The sequence below is a fragment of the Chryseobacterium sp. JUb7 genome, from assembly GCF_024806495.1.
Taxonomy (GTDB): domain Bacteria; phylum Bacteroidota; class Bacteroidia; order Flavobacteriales; family Weeksellaceae; genus Chryseobacterium.
This window is the reverse complement of sequence record NZ_JANUFF010000015.1, coordinates 60,559-77,843: the sequence shown is the minus strand read 5'-3', so window position 1 is coordinate 77,843 and position 17,285 is coordinate 60,559. Positions and strand designations below refer to the sequence as shown.

The 17,285-nt window shown below is 34.6% G+C and carries 19 protein-coding genes and 1 riboswitch; of the genes, 12 read left to right on the top strand and 7 right to left on the bottom strand.

Annotation, left to right across the window (positions count from 1 at the left end):
* Positions 1 to 46: 46 nt before the first annotated feature.
* Together M2373_RS20350 and M2373_RS20345 are read left to right on the top strand one after the other, a co-directional pair.
* Positions 47 to 538, top strand: a complete 492-nt coding sequence (locus M2373_RS20350) for a DUF456 domain-containing protein (RefSeq protein ID WP_259113098.1) — start codon at positions 47 to 49, stop codon at positions 536 to 538.
* 12 nt (positions 539 to 550) lie between these two features.
* Positions 551 to 1,030, top strand: coding sequence for a hypothetical protein (locus M2373_RS20345; protein WP_259113097.1), 480 nt, complete (start codon positions 551 to 553; stop codon positions 1,028 to 1,030).
* Here the strand turns inward: M2373_RS20345 and M2373_RS20340 are convergent.
* The 3 genes from M2373_RS20340 to M2373_RS20330 form a co-directional block, all read right to left on the bottom strand.
* Positions 1,017 to 1,658 (bottom strand): uracil-DNA glycosylase, encoded by a 642-nt coding sequence (locus M2373_RS20340; RefSeq protein WP_259113096.1) that lies wholly within the window; start codon positions 1,656 to 1,658, stop codon positions 1,017 to 1,019. The genes M2373_RS20345 and M2373_RS20340 overlap by 14 nt on opposite strands.
* Before the next feature lie 159 nt (positions 1,659 to 1,817).
* Complete coding sequence (locus tag M2373_RS20335) at positions 1,818 to 2,321, bottom strand: GNAT family N-acetyltransferase (protein WP_259113095.1); 504 nt, start codon at positions 2,319 to 2,321, stop codon at positions 1,818 to 1,820.
* 5 nt (positions 2,322 to 2,326) lie between these two features.
* Positions 2,327 to 2,632, bottom strand: coding sequence for a hypothetical protein (locus tag M2373_RS20330; RefSeq protein ID WP_259113094.1), 306 nt, complete (start codon positions 2,630 to 2,632; stop codon positions 2,327 to 2,329).
* 114 nt (positions 2,633 to 2,746) lie between these two features.
* On the opposite strand from M2373_RS20330, the gene M2373_RS20325 reads away from it, so the two are divergent.
* Positions 2,747 to 4,894, top strand: coding sequence for an endonuclease MutS2 (locus tag M2373_RS20325; RefSeq protein WP_259113093.1), 2,148 nt, complete (start codon positions 2,747 to 2,749; stop codon positions 4,892 to 4,894).
* A 95-nt stretch (positions 4,895 to 4,989) separates the two neighbouring features.
* Here the strand turns inward: M2373_RS20325 and M2373_RS20320 are convergent, their stop codons facing one another.
* Positions 4,990 to 6,078, bottom strand: a complete 1,089-nt coding sequence (locus M2373_RS20320) for a GEVED domain-containing protein (protein ID WP_259113092.1) — start codon at positions 6,076 to 6,078, stop codon at positions 4,990 to 4,992.
* Between the two features lie 403 nt (positions 6,079 to 6,481).
* Here M2373_RS20320 and M2373_RS20315 point away from each other — a divergent pair, with 403 nt between their 5' ends.
* The 3 genes from M2373_RS20315 to M2373_RS20305 all read left to right on the top strand — a co-directional run bounded on the left by M2373_RS20315 (position 6,482) and on the right by M2373_RS20305 (position 8,726).
* Entirely contained in the window at positions 6,482 to 7,144 is a 663-nt protein-coding gene (locus M2373_RS20315; RefSeq protein WP_259113091.1) for an ATP-binding cassette domain-containing protein, read from the top strand.
* A 30-nt stretch (positions 7,145 to 7,174) separates the two neighbouring features.
* Positions 7,175 to 7,975, top strand: a complete 801-nt coding sequence (locus tag M2373_RS20310; RefSeq protein ID WP_259113090.1) for a hypothetical protein — start codon at positions 7,175 to 7,177, stop codon at positions 7,973 to 7,975.
* Between the two features lie 72 nt (positions 7,976 to 8,047).
* Positions 8,048 to 8,233, top strand: a riboswitch (cobalamin riboswitch).
* Positions 8,234 to 8,342: 109 nt separating this feature from the next.
* Positions 8,343 to 8,726, top strand: coding sequence for an acyl-CoA thioesterase (locus tag M2373_RS20305; protein ID WP_259113089.1), 384 nt, complete (start codon positions 8,343 to 8,345; stop codon positions 8,724 to 8,726).
* Positions 8,727 to 8,816: 90 nt separating this feature from the next.
* On the opposite strand, the gene M2373_RS20300 is transcribed toward M2373_RS20305, so the two are convergent.
* From M2373_RS20300 to M2373_RS20290, 3 genes are read right to left on the bottom strand one after another with little or no spacing between them, the layout of a single operon-like run.
* Positions 8,817 to 9,989 carry a WG repeat-containing protein gene (locus tag M2373_RS20300; RefSeq protein ID WP_259113088.1) on the bottom strand — a complete coding sequence of 391 codons (1,173 nt, stop codon included), beginning with the start codon at positions 9,987 to 9,989 and terminating at the stop codon, positions 8,817 to 8,819.
* An 18-nt stretch (positions 9,990 to 10,007) separates the two neighbouring features.
* The gene (locus M2373_RS20295; protein ID WP_259113087.1) at positions 10,008 to 10,598 is read right to left on the bottom strand and encodes an HD family hydrolase; all 591 of its coding nucleotides are present in this window, start codon (positions 10,596 to 10,598) and stop codon (positions 10,008 to 10,010) included.
* Positions 10,599 to 10,601: 3 nt separating this feature from the next.
* Entirely contained in the window at positions 10,602 to 11,288 is a 687-nt protein-coding gene (locus tag M2373_RS20290) for an XAC2610-related protein (RefSeq protein ID WP_259113086.1), read from the bottom strand.
* 309 nt (positions 11,289 to 11,597) lie between these two features.
* On the opposite strand from M2373_RS20290, the gene M2373_RS20285 reads away from it, so the two are divergent.
* The 6 genes from M2373_RS20285 (at position 11,598) to M2373_RS20260 (ending at position 17,212) form a co-directional block, all read left to right on the top strand.
* Positions 11,598 to 11,927, top strand: coding sequence for a PadR family transcriptional regulator (locus M2373_RS20285; protein WP_259113085.1), 330 nt, complete (start codon positions 11,598 to 11,600; stop codon positions 11,925 to 11,927).
* 11 nt (positions 11,928 to 11,938) lie between these two features.
* Complete coding sequence (locus M2373_RS20280; RefSeq protein ID WP_259113084.1) at positions 11,939 to 13,660, top strand: PspC domain-containing protein; 1,722 nt, start codon at positions 11,939 to 11,941, stop codon at positions 13,658 to 13,660.
* 304 nt (positions 13,661 to 13,964) lie between these two features.
* Positions 13,965 to 14,561, top strand: coding sequence for a 1-acyl-sn-glycerol-3-phosphate acyltransferase (locus M2373_RS20275; RefSeq protein ID WP_259113083.1), 597 nt, complete (start codon positions 13,965 to 13,967; stop codon positions 14,559 to 14,561).
* 54 nt (positions 14,562 to 14,615) lie between these two features.
* Positions 14,616 to 15,053 (top strand): PaaI family thioesterase, encoded by a 438-nt coding sequence (locus M2373_RS20270; protein WP_259113082.1) that lies wholly within the window; start codon positions 14,616 to 14,618, stop codon positions 15,051 to 15,053.
* Between the two features lie 107 nt (positions 15,054 to 15,160).
* A complete protein-coding gene (locus M2373_RS20265) occupies positions 15,161 to 16,159 on the top strand; it encodes a hypothetical protein (RefSeq protein ID WP_259113081.1) in 999 nt (332 codons plus the stop codon).
* A gap of 24 nt (positions 16,160 to 16,183) precedes the next feature.
* Positions 16,184 to 17,212: a hypothetical protein gene (locus tag M2373_RS20260; protein WP_259113080.1), complete on the top strand. Its 1,029-nt coding sequence runs from the start codon at positions 16,184 to 16,186 to the stop codon at positions 17,210 to 17,212.
* The last annotated feature ends 73 nt before the right edge of the window (positions 17,213 to 17,285 follow it).

Sequence of the window (17,285 nt, the reverse complement as noted above, 5' to 3'; positions counted from 1 at the left end):
TTTTTGTAAGGCCACTTTTTTTTATCTTGCCTATATAATTAAAAAAATGGATACTGCATTAATTAACATTCTTTGTCTTGTATTATTATTTCTAGGAATTCTGGGCACATTTCTTCCCATTCTGCCAGGTTTATTACTGAGCATCTGTGGATTATTAATCTATAAATTTGGAACTGATGCCGATCTGCCGATGATTTATGTATGGGCTTTCGGAATATTAACTGTGATTTCAGCTGTGCTGAGCTATGTAATTCCGGCAAAAACCAATCAAAAATACGGTGGGACCCGTTGGGGAAGCATCGGATCGGTAGTTGGGATGATCATTGGAATGTTTTTACCTATTCCCCTAGGTTTTCTGATCGGAATGTTTGCAGGCGTATTCATTGGAGAATTATTACATGACAGCAAAGACATGAATAAGGCTTTAAAATCTACAAAAGGAGCTTTTATCGGATTTATTTACGGAACAGGTTTCAGCTTTGTCGTAGGCGTGGCAATGTTTTTGGTAGTAGTATTGGATATGCTTAATATTATTTAAAAAAAACAAATCATGATTTATAAATCCATCATACTGAGTTTGGGGCTATTGACATTAGCTAACTGCAATGCCCAAAAAGGGATGAAAACGTCAGCTGCAAACCCTGCTAAAGATTCTTCCATGAATAAAGAAGGCAACATCATTTATCTTAACGAAGGTGAGAATAAATTTCTGAAGGAATATGAAATGAATGTCACCTTTAAAGGTATTTCCGAAGACAGCCGCTGTCCGAAAGGCGTGAACTGTATCTGGGCAGGCGTTGCCATTGCACAGGTTGAAGTGATGGGACTAGCAACCAGACCTATGGTTTTAAATCTTGCCACCGAAGAAAATGAAGGAAGAAAGCATTACCAATCTTCCCAGTTCAACGGATATACTGTTTCACTGGCTGAAGTGACCCCTTATCCGGAATCTCAGGATGGCGCAAAAGCTTTAGCCGGAAAATATAAAATAGGAATTATAATTAAAAAAGGAAATCCTACCACGAAATAGGTTTCTTTCCTTTTGAAACCAGATATTCATTAATTTTTGAAAAAGGCTTGCTTCCATAAAAACCTCTGTATACAGAAAATGGCGACGGATGCGCAGACTTTAAAATAAAATGCTTAGCCGGATCGATGAGTTCGGCTTTTTTTTGTGCAAAGGCACCCCACAATACAAAAACGACATTTTCTTTTTTATCTGAAATTTCTTTAATGATATAGTTAGTAAATGTCTCCCAGCCCAGATCTTTGTGAGAATTCGGAGTATGTGCACGAACTGTCAGAGTCGCATTTAACAATAAAACGCCCTGTTTTCCCCAATCATCCAGTTCTTTTGAAGTTCTTACCACTCCCAGATCATCTTTTAGTTCAGTAAAAATATTTTTAAGCGAAGGTGGTGCCGCAACCTGTTCGGAAACAGAAAAACACAAACCATTAGCCTGAAAATCATTATGATAAGGATCCTGTCCGATAATTACCACTTCCACATTATCGAAAGGTGTGATTTCCAACGCTCTGAAAATCTGATTTTTTGGCGGAAAAACTTTTGTAGTGGCATATTCCTGTTTCACTTTTTCCCAAAGATTGGTAAAATAGGGTGTGCTTTTTATAGGGGCTAGTATTTCTGTCCAGGTCATAAATTTCAATTTGAAAATTTGAGATAAGTTAATTTGAAAATTCAATTTTTGCGCCAGATTGTTTTATTCTGAAGAAAACAAAGCATCAAAAATTTATGAGCAAATTTAATGATTAAAATAGAAATTCAGATTTTCCGTTCGGAAACACAACACTGAATATTATTTCTTAAGGCTAAAAACCAGATTATCAGGAAAACCCTCATCTTTTATGCTTTCTTCCAAAATAAAATCATGCTTTAAGAGAAGGCCTTTTGAATTTTCATTGAATGTATTGGTCATTGCCAGAATTTCATGCAGATGTAACTCATTAAAAGCAAAATTTACAACAGCTTTCAATGCTTCGGACATGATACCCTTTCGGTGATAGTCAGGTAATAATTCGTATCCGACCTCAGCAACCTTACGGTCTTCAGAAAATTTCCATAGACAAATGGTGCCGATAAGATTCGGATGGTCCTTTAAAGAAATTCCCCAATAAAAAGTTTCGTTATTTTGGGTTCTGTTTTTAATCGTTAAAATAAACTGAAGCGCATCATAATTATTTTTCGGTGAATTTCTTTTCACAAACTGATTGACTACCTCATTACTTCGGATTCGAAGAATATCTTCAACATGGCTTTCGTTGATATCTTTTAGCAGCAATCGTTCGGTTTCCAATTTCATGGCCGTTATTTAATCGATTCTAATTTTAAATACTGATTTTTCCCGAATGTGACATAATAAAGGGAGAAAAAAGGATTTCTTCCATTTAAATTAAACCTCACAATCTCCTGGTCAGAATGAATATCCAAATCTATAAAATTAGAGCTGCACCAGTCAATCTTCGCTACCAGCGAATGTTTTCCGGGTTTTACGTCAAATTCTTTGGATTCACCGTTTTTTATTTCTCCTATCTTTTTATTTCCAAGATAAATATCGATAGATCGTATATAATTAGCGAATTCTGAAGATCGGTTGATGATAATTTTTGCCATAGGTTATTGAGTATACACAAAAATATCGTTAAAAATTTTCTCCACCAAATTTCAAATTAACTCATTTTCAAATTGTCCATCATCAATTTCACATTTTCTCACTAAATTTGCAGTGTGTATATAAATAAAGAAGATTTAAACGAATTAGAGTTTCCGCAATTGCTCGCGGAAATTTCTCCTTTTGCGTATTCTCCGAAAACGAGAGAAAAAATTCTTCACCTTCGTCCGATGGAAATTGACGAGGCAGAACTTTCTTTGAAAAAAACCTCCGAATATTTATCGAGTTTTGAAAGTTCAAATGCGATTCCGTTTGATGAATATGAAGATATTGAAAGTGAGCTGAAGCTTATGCTTATTGAGAATTACCGTCTTGAAAACAGCGCTTTCATCAAAATCAAAACCATCACGGAACAGATAGGAAAACTTCAGAAGTTCTTCCCAACCATGCCTGAAACCTTCCCTACCCTGATTCAGGATGTTTCAGTATTGGAATTCAGAAAAGAAATTATTGATAAAGTAGATAAAGTCTTTAACCGTTTTGGTGAAGTGAAAAGTGAGGCTTCCCCGATTTTAAAGGCATTACGAGCAGAAATTCAGATGGCCAGAAAAGCGATTCAGGAAAATTTCAACAAAGCTTTATTCAACTATGGACAGAGTGATTTTCTGGATGATATTCGCGAAACGATTATTGATGACCAAAGAGTGCTTGCCGTAAAATCGGCATATAAAAAAAGAGTGGCAGGAAGAGTTCTGGGACTTTCAAAAACAGGTTCCATTACCTATATGCAGCCAGACAGCGTTGTTAAGCACTACTTCAAATTAAAGGAAAGCGAAGAGGAAGAGAAAAAAGAAATTGACAAGATTCTGAGAAAATTAACCGCAGAACTGGCAGAATTTCAGCCTCAGCTCTGGAGATATCAGGTGTATATTTTTGATCTTGATTTAACGAGGGCTAAAGCCAAATTTGCAGAACTGATCAACGGAGTTTTACCGAAAATCAACCGTCACAGAACGTTAAAATTAAGAGAAGCCTTCCATCCTTTGTTATGGCTGAGAAATAAAGCGGAAAACAAAACGATTTTCCCACAGACATTAGCCTTAACAGAACAAAACAGGATTATCTGTATTTCCGGACCAAACGCAGGTGGAAAATCCATCACGCTGAAAACAGTCGGATTGCTTCAGCTGATGATCCAGACTGGAATACTGGTCCCTACCCACCCGAAATCTGAGATGTTTTTCTTTGATAAAATCATGACGGATATCGGGGATAATCAATCTATTGAAAATCATCTGTCGACGTATTCTTCAAGGTTGAAAAAAATGTCGGGGATCATCCGCGAATCTGATTCCAATACGCTTTTATTGATTGACGAATTCGGGACCGGTTCAGATCCTGAGCTGGGTGGTGCTCTGGCAGAAAGTTTCCTTGAGTTTTTCTATGATAAAAAGAGTTTTGCCATCATTACCACTCACTACACCAATATTAAACTTGTGGTGGAACAGCTTCCGAATGCCGAAAATGCAGCGATGCTTTTTAATGAGGAAACGCTGGAACCGATGTACAAACTGGAAGTCGGACAAGCCGGAAGTTCATTTACGTTTGAGGTTGCCGAAAAGAATAAAATCCCAAGATTTATCATTCATTCTGCCAAGAAAAAAGTGGAGCATGACATTGTAAACCTTGATAAAACCATTGTAAAACTTCAGCAGGAAAAATATGAAGTTGAAAAACTGAAGACCGACCTTGCCGAAAGAAAAGAATCTGTAGAAGATAAACGTGATAATCTGCAAAAACTGAATGAGCAGCTTCAGCAAAAGTTGTTTAACTTCCAGAAATTATACGAAGAAGAACATCGTAAGCTTCAGTTTGGAAATAAGATTGAAACCTTTATCGACAGTTATGTAAAGGGAAAATCAAGAAAAGATGTGGTGAAAGATTTTGTGAAGATTCTGGAACAGGAAAAGTTTAGGAAAATCGGAGCAGATAAGGATGAAAGCAAGAGGCTTCAGGTAGTAAAAAGAAAAATTACCCAGCAGCTGAAAAAAGAAGAAGTGATTGAAAAAATCACAGAAACCAACGAAAAGATTGAAGAAAAGCGTAAAACAGACCGCGCAGTCTGGATGAAAGTCGGACAACGTGTACGTATTACAGGAAGCACAAGCGTGGGAACGATTGAAAAGATTTCCAGAAATAAAGTGATTGTAAACTACGGTACTTTTAAAACAACAATTGACGCAGACGAACTGGAAAGAATTTAATTTGAAAATAAAATAATTTGAGAAATTAAAAAATAGTTTCCCGTCTATAAATTACAAAGAGAGTGCTCATTACTGAACACTCTCTTTTATTTTTCTTATTGCTTAATGAATTTAAGCCGCGTTGTATTTCCTCGATCTTTAATCTGAATGAAGTAAACTCCTTTTTCAAGATGATGAAGACTTACCTTATTCTCTGAAATTTTCCCCTCACTTACTTTTTGTCCTGCTGTATTATAAATTTCGAATTCATTCCCCAAAATTCCGGAAATATTTAAAACATCGGATGCCGGATTTGGATATAAGATTCCTTCTTTATTCTTATTAGCTTCATTAACAGCAAGATTTCCTGATGTAAGCAGATACACTCCATAATCCTCAACCTCTCCGTAAGTAAAAGTTCCACAAACAGGACTGGTGTAGGTTTCACTGATAATCACCCTCATCGCTACCCCACAATTTTGCCCCGTCTGAAAAGCAGATACAGGAACATTGAACATAGATGCAACCGTTGATAAACTATTGGAGTTTGAAGACAACATCATTTCTGATGCCTGAAAAATACCGTCTCCATTAAAATCAATCCACGCCCGAACAGAAACTGCACCTGGAGTTCCCGACCATGTTTTGGTAACAGAAATCGAATTGCCTGTACTTCCTACCAGCAACTGAACTTTACGGCTTGGGTCAGGACGGTAATCCGTATAATTTGAAGTTCCGGAATTACTGACCATCTGAGGAAGGCCTCCTGAAGGCGTCATGGTAACATTTGAAATATGAGCCACCCCGGAATCTACTGAAGCAGAAGCACAATAATTCAGGTACGTAGAAAATACAATAATTTCTGACCAGGTGCCCTGCACTGTACAGATTTTTGCGACCTGCACTTCATAGGAATTACATGGCGTTAATCCCGTAAGGCTGACACTAGAGATATTAGACACTGCTACTGTGCTCCACGCGGCTGAAATTCCCTGCGGTCTGAATCTGACCACATAATTGGGTGTATTTACATCATAATTCCATGAAACAACAGCAGAAGTAAGCGTAATATTTGACATGCCTACATTAGTGGGTGCATTGGTATCACAGAATACAGGTTTCAGATTATTTACTTTCAGATCTTTACTTTGATAAGAAGTTATTCCTAATAAACAAAAGAATAGATAAAATAGATTTTTTGTCATATAAACATGGTTTTAAAGTTTCTGTTTAAAAATAAAACAAAAATTCTATATTAGTTTTATTTTTTATTAATTAAAAATCATATTATGAATGCAATCTTATAAATTTTTATTCTTATTATATTTGAAACATGATCAAAAATCTTAAGGTTTTATGGATTTTTTATTTAAAACTATTAATTCCGACCATTATATTTTCTCTTTTGATGTCAGCACAACTGGGCTTTAACGCACATCATTTCGGATTGTGTTTTCTTATATTTTTTCCCTCATTTCATTATTTAATTTATGAATTAAGGCTAAAAGAAGAATATTATTTTTTTGCAAATTTTGGATTTTCAAGGTTTTTTCTCTGGGGGTTCACCTTTTCATTAAGTTTAATTGTAAATATGATCACAAAGTTTTTATGAACAGGTTACATGTCGACAGTATCAGCAAATCATTTGGTGATAAAAAAATTTTACAAGATATTTATTTAAGCTGTGATACGGGGAAAATTGTTGGACTGTTAGGAAGGAACGGAGCCGGGAAATCTACTCTTTTGAAAATGATTTTCGGAACCGTAAAAGGTGATTCTCAGTTTATACGGATCAATGATAAAGTCCTTCAGCATCAAATGGACAGAAAGGGAAAAATAGCTTACTTGCCTCAGTACTCATTTATTCCAAAAGGAGTTAAGATTAAAAACCTGATTTATCTTTTCTGTAATAAGGAAAATACAGAAAAACTTCTACAGCTAAGCATTATTAAACCATTTATTAATGAATACTCAAGAAATCTTTCGGGTGGCGAAAAAAAGATTATTGAAGCACTTTTAATTATTTATTCGGATGCAAAGTTTATTTTGCTTGATGAACCTTTCAACGCTTTGTCTCCCAAGATGACGCAGGAAATTCAAAAACACATTCAAGAACAGTCAAAAGAAAAAGGAATTATCATTTCTGATCACCGCTATCAGGAAGTCCTGGGCATTTCAGATGATATTTATTTACTCTCCAATACTTATTTAAAACAAATTAAAGATTTAAAGGAATTGCAACAGTATAATTATCTTCCGAAAAGCATTTAATTTATATATTTGAAGATCGAAAAATTTTTCATGATGATTTCCGTAAACAAAGCATTTTATTTATCAGTTTTCAGTCTTTTTTCTTTGGGTTTTGCAAAAGGGCAAAATAAAGTTCCTTTTGGTGTTGTGAAAGCCGAAGAAGGATATGCGATGGTGCGTGTTCATAAAGATAATTACCGAAAAATTGTAGATAAGATCCGTATGAAAACCGGTGATGTTTTTGTTTATGTAAAACCTGCTCCCGGAGAAACAGAGTGGATCTGGATCAAATATCCTGAAAAGGAAGATACCGAAAAACCTTTCGTAAGATACGACAGCATTACCAAAGAAGGAATGGTGAATAAAAACCGTGTTGTTTTGGTAGATAAACTGCCACCTTTCACTCCAACAAAGTCTAAAAACGGGAAATCACTCATTTTTACGGATGATACCAATCCAAAAATTCCTGGAAACCAGAGAACAAAAGTCATTATTGATGTTTATCCTTCATATGCAAAAATTAAAAAACAGGAAAAAGACGCCGACGGAAATATCATTAAACTGGATAAAGTGAAACCCTGGGGAATTGGTAAAGAGCTTCCTGAAGATTTAACCGAGATCAAATCTGTACGTGTACAGCAGCCCGGAAGAGGGTCTGTATTTGTAAGAGATGCCATCAAGAATATGTTTCAGCCATCAATGGATTTTAACAATGTTGGGGTAACAGCGATCGACAACGATCATATTTTTCTTTATATGACTAATGGATCCGGCGAAAACAGATATACCACCATCTGGACGATAAAACAAGGCCGTGTAGAAAGCCAGATCATTTATAAAAATCCGGAATAATTCTCTTTTGTTCCATATTATCCTTATTTTTGCAACCGAAAAGCAATTGCTTTTGGCTTAAGAGTCAATAGAAAATGCTTTTTGGAAAATGGTTCTGCTTAACTGCAGATTAAAAGGGAATCGTGTGAAAATCACGAACTGTCGCGCAACTGTAAGTAACTAAAGTCTTTATCATAAGTCCACTGTTTCGTCAAGCGAGATGGGAAGGAGATGAAGATGTTACAAGTCAGGAGACCTGCCTTTTTCTTTAAACAAAAAACTTTCGCGATTTGAAGTTTATTGATCTGATAGATGTTTCAGGAATTTCTGTTCCTGATCTTATTCTGTTGTTTTAATAAAGTTCATTTTGCATTAATTATAATGAAATATGACTACAGAAGAAAGAATTGAAGCATCCGAAACCCGAATTTTTAAGGCCGTTTTTCCAAACACAACCAATCATTATGATACTCTTTTCGGAGGTACCGCGATGCAGCTGATGGATGAAGTGGCATTTATAACTGCGACCCGATTTGCAAGAAAAAGAGTGGTAACCGTGAGCAGCGATAAAATAGATTTTAAAAGACCAATTCCTGCCGGGACGATCGTTGAGCTTATCGGAAAAGTATCCCATGTCGGAAAAACGAGTATGAAAGTAAATGTAGAAATCTACACCGAACAAATGTATTCTTATGAAAGAGAAAGAGCTATTGTAGGTGATTTTACTTTTGTGGCTATTGACGAATTAAAAAAACCTATTCAGATTTTATAAAAAAGCTCCGGCGACCTTTGGTCGCCGGAGTCCAAATATCTTCAATAAAAAGGTTTCGGCGGGCAAAGCCCGCCGAAACCTTTTTTTATATTAGTTTTTAAAAAACTCCACACCGTTTTCACCTACAAAACCTTTCTTATTATCTGAGGTGGTCACTTCAAAAAGTCCGAAATTCCAACGATCACTTACCCTTATTGATTCTACACCTCTCACCTCTTTATATTTAGGCGGAATAATATCGTAAATCGTACTGAAAACAATAATTCCTTTTTTATTATCTTTTTGTAGGACATAGACTTTATTTTTTTCATCAAAATAGATATCATCATAGATAACTTCGGCTTTAACCTTTCCGCTGTTATTGATGACACCAAATTTCCCGTCCCTTTTTACCTTCATAGCAATACCCCCTGTATCATTGGAAAAAAAAGTCATTTCATCATAAACAGGCTCTGAGATTATTTTACCGTCAACAGAACTGTAGGCACCTACCTTTTTGCCTTTTTCAACAGGTATTATTCCATTTCTTTTATATGAAGTACTTACAAAATCATACTTTTTATTCAGAACTTTAATCAGACTGTCTACATCAATATTTGATTTCACCGTGTTTTTCCCACCAATAGTATAGCTTCTCGAAGTACCGGAAGCACTTGGTGGACCGGGGCTTCCCAAACCATAAATATCTATATCCTGAAAAGCTGTTTGCTTCGTTCCGTCAATGGCAGTCCATTTAAAATCTTTAGAATCATTGTCTGCAGATGGGATTACTCTATCATACTTTACAGGAATCAGCAGTTTTCCCTTACTGTTTATCAAACCAGCTTTATTATCTTTTTTAACGACATAGCTTCCATTGAAAGACAAAAATATATCATCATAAAGGCAGTCAATAATTCTAGTTCCTTGATGTACCAATCCCATTTTAGATTTCTTGAAGATATAAACATAATCATTCTCATACTCGTCCACTTTTACAGAATCTACAATTTCTTTATCCGATAAAAATATTTTTCCTGCATGATCTGTAACAACAAACCCTTTATTGGTTTTAAAAACAAATCTGGAAGTTGGTGCAATACTGCTGTAAAGCATCTTTTTAAACTTAACGGCAAAAGGTTTTACCTTAATTACCCCTAACGTATCACTCAGTCCCCAAAGTTTTCCATCCCGATACGGAACAGCAATTTCACTATTTTTCTGAGCGTAAGATTTTGTGGTAAAAAGAACAGCAATAATAATGAATAGTTTAATTCGTGGCATTAGCATTTAGTTTTCTATTTATCTCAAAACCTTTTCAGAATCAAGGCTTAAATTCAGTAATAACTGGAAAGCCTCTCCCATTTCATCTGAAGCTCTGCTGATGGCATTTTCCAACATATTTCTGATTTGTTTTTCTGTAACTCCGGCTTCAGTCCAGCTTTTCCCCGAAGTATGAGCATTTAAAATAAAAGGCATAATTCTGTCAATGGCGCATGCAAAAATAGCATCAGGAGTCTGCTCTTCTTCAAACTCAAGCCACATATTAAAAAAATCTGTTCTTAACGGTTCGTCCAAAATTCCGAAAATCTTTTGGGCTGAAATTTTTTCACGTTCAAATTTTCCGATCATAGCAGCTTCATCAAACAGGAAAGTATCACCAGCTTCAATTTCAACCAAATCATGAATGGAAAGCATTCTGATTACCCTTAACAAATCGATATCTGCTCTGCTTTTCGCATAAGGAAAAAGAATCTGTGCCAGAATAATAATCTGCCATGAATGCTCTGCCGTATTTTCTCTTCGGGAATCATCTGCATTGTAGTTTCTTCGCTGTACATTTTTTAAGGCATCCACTGCCAGTATAAAATCAATCTCCTTCTGTATTTTCATTTTTTATTTTTCTTTATAATATTCGCTTGTTGGATAAGTTTTAATATTTGTAATCCACTTATCATTAATAAATTCTTTTTTAGTGACTTTTACTTTATCACCACCGGTAGCATCTTCTTCCAGTTCATATACTTTGAACAAACCTCTTTGTGGCAGCACCGTATATTCTGTTGTCAAATGCCAGCAGCATCCCGATTTCGAATAAGTTATTAATCTTTTTCTTTCTGAATCTGTATTGAACATTCCCAGATTATCGTGGGCAAGTGCTGTTAATTCCTCACTGGGAACAAATTGCTTTCTGGTACTGTTAAAAACATAAACGTCATAAGACGGTCCGCCATAGCCACTTTCACTACCGTTTCTGATGGCCACATCTTCTGTCCCGTCAAAATTAAAGTCATCAAAAATTAACGGACTTTGCTCATTGTATAACTGAATAATGTTTGCTGTGGGCATCTGATCTTTATTCAGATAAAAGTTTAAATCATCTGAACGTAAGGTCTGAAATTTCTTAGAGTTTTTTTTATCTAATAAGTCTATACTTGCCTTTCCACCACATTCTTCCCCCTCACAATGTTCAACATTTATTTTGACATCATAATTCTTTGAGGCTTCTTTCAGTTCAAATTGATTTTGAGAGAAATATAGATTCCCCAGAAGGATCATCGGAAATATAAGTTTATGATTCATCTTTATAATCGTGTTTTTATTTTTTTAATGAATTTCACTGAAACTGATCAATAAAATTTCAATCAAAAGTACAAAAATTTACAATTTTCAGCTTCATTTCCATCCAATCTAAAACTAAGCCCACCTCAATTCTAAATTTATATAACTGAAAATCAATCATTTAAATATTTTATTTAAAATTTCACACTACTTTGTATTGCATAATACCATTTTAATTACATATCTTTGTAATGTAAAATCGAAATAGGCTCAGCTAGCTAGGATCCGAACTTCGAAAATTATATAACTAATTAACAAAACTTATTAAAGATGAATACTGAAAATACCAAAGCGCAAATGCGAAAAGGGATTCTGGAATTCTGTATTTTAAGTCTCATCAATCATCGTGAAATGTATGTTTCCGACTTAATCGATGAGCTGAAAAAAGGAAAACTGGATGTAGTGGAAGGAACTCTCTACCCTCTTTTAACAAGATTAAAAAACGGAGAATTTCTCTCTTACAGATGGGAAGAATCTACAGGAGGACCCCCAAGAAAATATTACCAGATAACAGAAAAAGGTGAACTGTTTTTAAATGAACTTCAAAATACCTGGAATGATTTGACAGATTCCGTAAACCAAATAACACAAAAGAATTAAAAAACAAAGCTATGAACAAAACACTCTCAATAGGACTCGCAGGTTTTTCTTTTACCATAGAAGAACACGCATATATAAAGCTGAGCGACTACCTGAATGCTCTTAGAAGCTCTCTGGATGCTTCGGAAGCCGATGAGGTAATGCACGATATAGAAATCAGAATGGTGGAAATCTTCAGAGATACTATGGCAAAGCGTGAAGTAATCAATGATTCTGATGTAGAAAGAGTAATTGCACAAATCGGTTCTCCGGAAAAAATTGAAGAACAGGAAGAAGCTTATTATTCTGAAAAAAACACTAAAAAAACATATTCTTCAGGAACTGAATATACTGATAAAAAACAGCTGTTCCGCGATCCTGAAAGACAAAAAATTGCAGGTGTTTGTGCAGGATTGGCCCATTATGTGGGAATGGATATTACCGCAATGAGAGCCATCTGGTTAGGAATTTTCGTTCTTGGAATTTTCACAGCAGCGATTTCTTCATCTCTTGTCGTATTGCTTTATATTATCCTTTGGATCGTGTTACCAAAAGCAGAAACGGCAGCAGATTTCCTGAAAATGAAGGGAAAGCCTATGAACTTCGACAATCTTAAGAGTGAATCTAATAAACTGGTACAATTTGCCAACGAATCAACTCAGAGAGTCGGAGAGATATTCATCGAAAACAAACCTTATATCAATAACGCAAGCAGCGGAATCTGGAATGTTTTTAAATATATTGTAGGGGGAATTTTGGCCTTAATGGCAGTAAGCAGCATCGTTGGAGTATTTGTAGTTTTCGGACTTTTCGGAATGGATTCCAACTTTCCGGGAGCCAATGAAATCAAATTCTATTTTGATGACAACGGATTAGACAAAATCTTGTCAGCCATTATTATCATTGGATCTTTAATTCCTGCTATTATCTTCAGTCTATTAAGTATTAAAATATTCTCACCTAAGACAAAACTGAGAAATATCGGCTGGGTAATCGGTGCTTTATTTATTATTCTGATTGGTCTTGGATCTTATTTCGGAGTAAGCATGGCCAAAAGAGAAATGTTCCTGAAAGGTCATAAAGAAGATACTGAAGAAGTTTCTATCAATACTACTTCTGACAGTTTATACATCGACGTGAAGCAGATAACGATTCCACAGAACTTTACAGGATACGATGATGATCTTTATTCTGATAAAATATCGGTTTTCGAAAAAGACTGGATTCATGTAGACGTAACAAGAAAAGCTGATATCAAAACACCTTATCTCGTTATTAAAAAAGAAGCTAAAGGATACAACCTTCCCTTGAATGTAAGTATTCCGGTAGAAGTGATAAATAATAAAGTAATTCTTCCTAACTATATTAAATATCCTTACGAACACAGATTCAGAGATTACAGTATAGATTATGAATTGGTAGTTCCTATAAAAACAGTCGTAATCCCTGTGAAAAAAGACGGAATCAACTTCAATGGAGATTTAAATGCAGACGGCATTGATGATAATGATCAGGAGAGAGACGACAATGGAAATATCAAAATTGAAAAAAATAAAATCACAGTGAATGGTTCAACAATCGAGTATAATTCCAACGATGAAGACAGCATCATCATCAACGGAAAAAAAGTTCCGGCGAACCATGCTGATCAGGTAATTGACTCTATGAAGTCAAGCATCAAAAAAATAAAAAATGGTAACGTAGATATCAAAGTAAACGAAGATAAAAACGAAATTTCCATAAAAACCAAATAATAAACTGCAGAGAGTGGCAGAAGGTGTGGATGGATAGCCAATTGTTTGAAATTCACACTCTTCTTCTCTCTTCACCACACAAAAAATTAAATTTTAATCACTGTATATCAGAAATTTATATTATCTTCGTACAAAATTAATAACCCAAATCAAAAACATAAACAAATGGTACAATTAGCACTAGAAATAGTAATGAAAATCGTAGATTTAATCAGCGGTTTGTTTTAAGAGCGATAATATTTCAATATATTTGTAAAGTATAACCATAGTTTGGTTATACTTTTTTGTTTTTAATTCTAAATTTATGAAAAAACTAATAGGCAAACTGATGCTGAAAATTTTAGGTTGGAAAGTCGTTCTTCAGGGCGATGCCAGTAGCCTAAACAGGTGTATTCTTGTAGTAGCACCCCACACTCACAATATGGAATATATTTTGGGAAATCTTGCCTATTGGTCACTAGAAAAACCGATAAAAATCATCATCAAAGATGCACATACCAAAGCTTGGTATGGCAGCGCTGTAAGAGGTTTGGGAGGAATTGGCATCGACAGAAGCCAGAAAAATGACCTGGTTAATTTTGTAGCTCAGCAATTTGCTAAAGAAGATTTCAGCCTTGTGATCACACCCGAAGGTACCAGAAGCTGGGTTCCGAAATGGAGAAAAGGCTTTTATCATATGGCATTGGCAGCAAAAGTTCCTATCGTACTGGCTGCCGGGGATTTTAAAAGAAATATCGTTTATTTAGGCTATACCATTCCTTATGAAAGAATAGCTTCGGTTCCTTTTTCTGAAATTATGGAAGAAATTCAGAACTATTATATTAAAAATGATATTGTTCCTAAAATTCCGGAAAACTGGAATCCGAATATTATGGGAAATGATTCTGAAGTTAGAAGTTAGAAGTTAGAAGTTAGAAGTTAGAAGTTACCAAAATTATTTATTACTTATAAAAATATGTATACAGAAGGTAAAAACAAGGAAGAGATCTTACAATTTTTGAACAGCTGGGGGGGCGAGGTTACTTTAGCGAAGACACTGGAAATAAAATTCATCGACATAGATCAGGAAAATGAAACCTTAACAGCCACCATGCCGGTAGGTCCAAAAGTACATCAGCCTTTTGGAATTTTACATGGTGGAGCAAGCTGCGTTTTAGCAGAAACAATGGGCTCAAGCCTGTCTAATATTTTCATTGACGGTAATAAATATTATGGTGTAGGAACCAATATCAACTCAAATCATTTAAGAAGTAAAAAAGACGGATTGGTAACTGCTGTAGCACGTTTTATCAGAAAAGGAAAATCAATGCATGTTTCTGAAATTGAAATTCGTGATGAAAAAGGACAATTGATCAATCATACCACGATGACAAATAATATTCTTTTAAAATAAGATTATATGTAATCTCAAAATAATTAAGACTCAAAATTTTTGGGTCTTTTTTTATATAATTACTGCAACTTTTTTATTTTTTATCATCTTATAAGAAACTAACAACCATGAGAACTCTTTTTTTATCTTTTTCGTTTCTTTTTATTTTCCTCATTTCCTGTAAACAGGATGACGGTGACCCCCTGGAAAAAACAAATTCGTATGATGTATACTTAGCCGGGTCCGAAAATCTTCAGGCCTGTTATTGGAAAAATGGAGTTAAAACAGTTCTGCCTAATGGAAATAATCTGATCGCAAGAAATATTTTCGTTGAAAATAATAACGTCTATGCTACTGCAAGCACCGCACTTTATTTAGTCATCGAATATTTCTGGAAAAACGGAACACGATATGACATCGCCCAGTATCTGAATATTCCCAACAATGTAACCGTAAACATTCATGATTATAAAGTAGAAAATAATGACATTTATTTTTCAGGATATATTGAGAATCCCAATGCTCCTGTTTCTGAAAGATATGAATTATGTTATTGGAAAAATGCTGTAAAAGTAAGTCTGCATAAGCAAAGTTTTGTCATGGATTCGAAAATTGATGTTGTCAATTCACAGGTATATGTTTCAACTTCCAAATACGATCCCGTTTCAGGATATAATTTCGGATATTTTCAAAATACAACATTTCATTCCATTGCTCCAGAGATTTATACTTTAGGAAATATGGTTCACAGCAATAACGGAGTCTATATATTATATCAAAAAAACTTAAAACTGTATCAGTTTAATATTGCCAGCCAAACAGAAACGCTCATCGGACCTTATGAATTACCTTTTGCCAATACAATGGAAATAACGCCCGATCCGTCCAACAATAATCTGTATACAAATTACAAAGTACATTATTACTATAAAAACAGTGTCCAGGTTTTAAATTCAGATCAAACCTATCCTACTGTCACTACTTTAAAAGCTTATGATGATAATATCTTTATCGTCAAAGAAACGACGAGCGGTCCAAAATCTTACAACTTCTTAATTAACAACATCCAGACACAAACGATTGGCAACGGTGGATTTTTCACCTCACTTTTTGTTGTTAAAAATTAAACATTTATTTAAAACCGAAAAGCCATGAGATTTTTATTATCTATTGTATTTTTATTGAGTGTTGTAACTTCCTGTACACAAAACGATGATGAAACACTGGAAAAAAATGTCAACTCGGTTGATGTTTATGTTGCCGGCATTGAAAATAGTAAAGCCTGTTACTGGAAAAATAACCAACAGACTTATTTATCTTCCGGCGATGGTATTACTCCATCAGATATTATTGTTGAAAATGATAATATTTATATCGTCGGGTATAGCCAGTTCACTAATGAACTCAATTATTTCTGGAAAAACAATACGCGGTTCGGCATCAGGCAATATCTGAATATTGCTGCCGGTTTATATGCACGAATAGAAGGTTTCTATATTTATAATAATGACATCTATTTTTCCGGTGTTGTTGAAAATCCCTCTCCTGCCACTCCAAATGAAAAGTATGAATACTGTTACTGGAAAAATGGAATAAAAACAATATTGGATACGTTTCCAGATTATTATTTTGGATACTCCAGTTTAGGTTCAGTCTGTGTTTACAATTCACAGGTTTATAATACGGGAAGAAAAATTATTAATAGTCTTGTATACGATGGATATTATGAAGGAACGACCTTTCATCCTGTTATTAATATAGCTGATGAATATGGTGATTTAATAGGAAATTTAGTTTCAAATGCCAATAATCTGTATATATCTTATCGCAAAAATTATATTGTATCCTATAAAAACATTATAACAGGAACTGAGACCACGCCAAACCAGCCTATATCCAATCTTAACACACCTATTACTCTGGACGGAAATGATGTTTATCTTATGCAGTACCAGAGTTATTATAAAAACGGAAATCTTAATCCTATAAATGTAGATCCCGAATTTGAATTGTGCTACGATATGTTTATTCTTAATCAAAATCTGTATTCTGTGAGAGCTGTTGATTTTCAGAACAGAGGTGGAAAAATTTATATTAATAATGTACAAACCTATTATCTTCCTCCGGCACCGGTTGGAACAAAACAAATTCTTAAAGCTATATTTGCTGTTCAGAATTAAAAATAATATTAAGCTGCAACTTTTTCTTCTTTTTGCATCTTAATACAAAATAACAACCATGAAAACTCCTTTT

Excerpts from the sequence above, each read along its gene's own strand:
- M2373_RS20350 (WP_259113098.1), top strand. The coding sequence starts at position 47 with ATGGATACTGCATTAATTAACATTCTTTGTCTTGTATTATTATTTCTA.
- M2373_RS20345 (WP_259113097.1), top strand. The coding sequence starts at position 551 with ATGATTTATAAATCCATCATACTGAGTTTGGGGCTATTGACATTAGCT.
- M2373_RS20340 (WP_259113096.1), bottom strand. The coding sequence starts at position 1,658 with ATGACCTGGACAGAAATACTAGCCCCTATAAAAAGCACACCCTATTTT.
- M2373_RS20335 (WP_259113095.1), bottom strand. The coding sequence starts at position 2,321 with ATGAAATTGGAAACCGAACGATTGCTGCTAAAAGATATCAACGAAAGC.
- M2373_RS20330 (WP_259113094.1), bottom strand. The coding sequence starts at position 2,632 with ATGGCAAAAATTATCATCAACCGATCTTCAGAATTCGCTAATTATATA.
- M2373_RS20320 (WP_259113092.1), bottom strand. The coding sequence starts at position 6,078 with ATGACAAAAAATCTATTTTATCTATTCTTTTGTTTATTAGGAATAACT.
- M2373_RS20315 (WP_259113091.1), top strand. The coding sequence starts at position 6,482 with ATGAACAGGTTACATGTCGACAGTATCAGCAAATCATTTGGTGATAAA.
- M2373_RS20310 (WP_259113090.1), top strand. The coding sequence starts at position 7,175 with ATGATGATTTCCGTAAACAAAGCATTTTATTTATCAGTTTTCAGTCTT.
- M2373_RS20305 (WP_259113089.1), top strand. The coding sequence starts at position 8,343 with ATGACTACAGAAGAAAGAATTGAAGCATCCGAAACCCGAATTTTTAAG.
- M2373_RS20300 (WP_259113088.1), bottom strand. The coding sequence starts at position 9,989 with ATGCCACGAATTAAACTATTCATTATTATTGCTGTTCTTTTTACCACA.
- M2373_RS20295 (WP_259113087.1), bottom strand. The coding sequence starts at position 10,598 with ATGAAAATACAGAAGGAGATTGATTTTATACTGGCAGTGGATGCCTTA.
- M2373_RS20290 (WP_259113086.1), bottom strand. The coding sequence starts at position 11,288 with ATGAATCATAAACTTATATTTCCGATGATCCTTCTGGGGAATCTATAT.
- M2373_RS20285 (WP_259113085.1), top strand. The coding sequence starts at position 11,598 with ATGAATACTGAAAATACCAAAGCGCAAATGCGAAAAGGGATTCTGGAA.
- M2373_RS20280 (WP_259113084.1), top strand. The coding sequence starts at position 11,939 with ATGAACAAAACACTCTCAATAGGACTCGCAGGTTTTTCTTTTACCATA.
- M2373_RS20275 (WP_259113083.1), top strand. The coding sequence starts at position 13,965 with ATGAAAAAACTAATAGGCAAACTGATGCTGAAAATTTTAGGTTGGAAA.
- M2373_RS20270 (WP_259113082.1), top strand. The coding sequence starts at position 14,616 with ATGTATACAGAAGGTAAAAACAAGGAAGAGATCTTACAATTTTTGAAC.
- M2373_RS20265 (WP_259113081.1), top strand. The coding sequence starts at position 15,161 with ATGAGAACTCTTTTTTTATCTTTTTCGTTTCTTTTTATTTTCCTCATT.
- M2373_RS20260 (WP_259113080.1), top strand. The coding sequence starts at position 16,184 with ATGAGATTTTTATTATCTATTGTATTTTTATTGAGTGTTGTAACTTCC.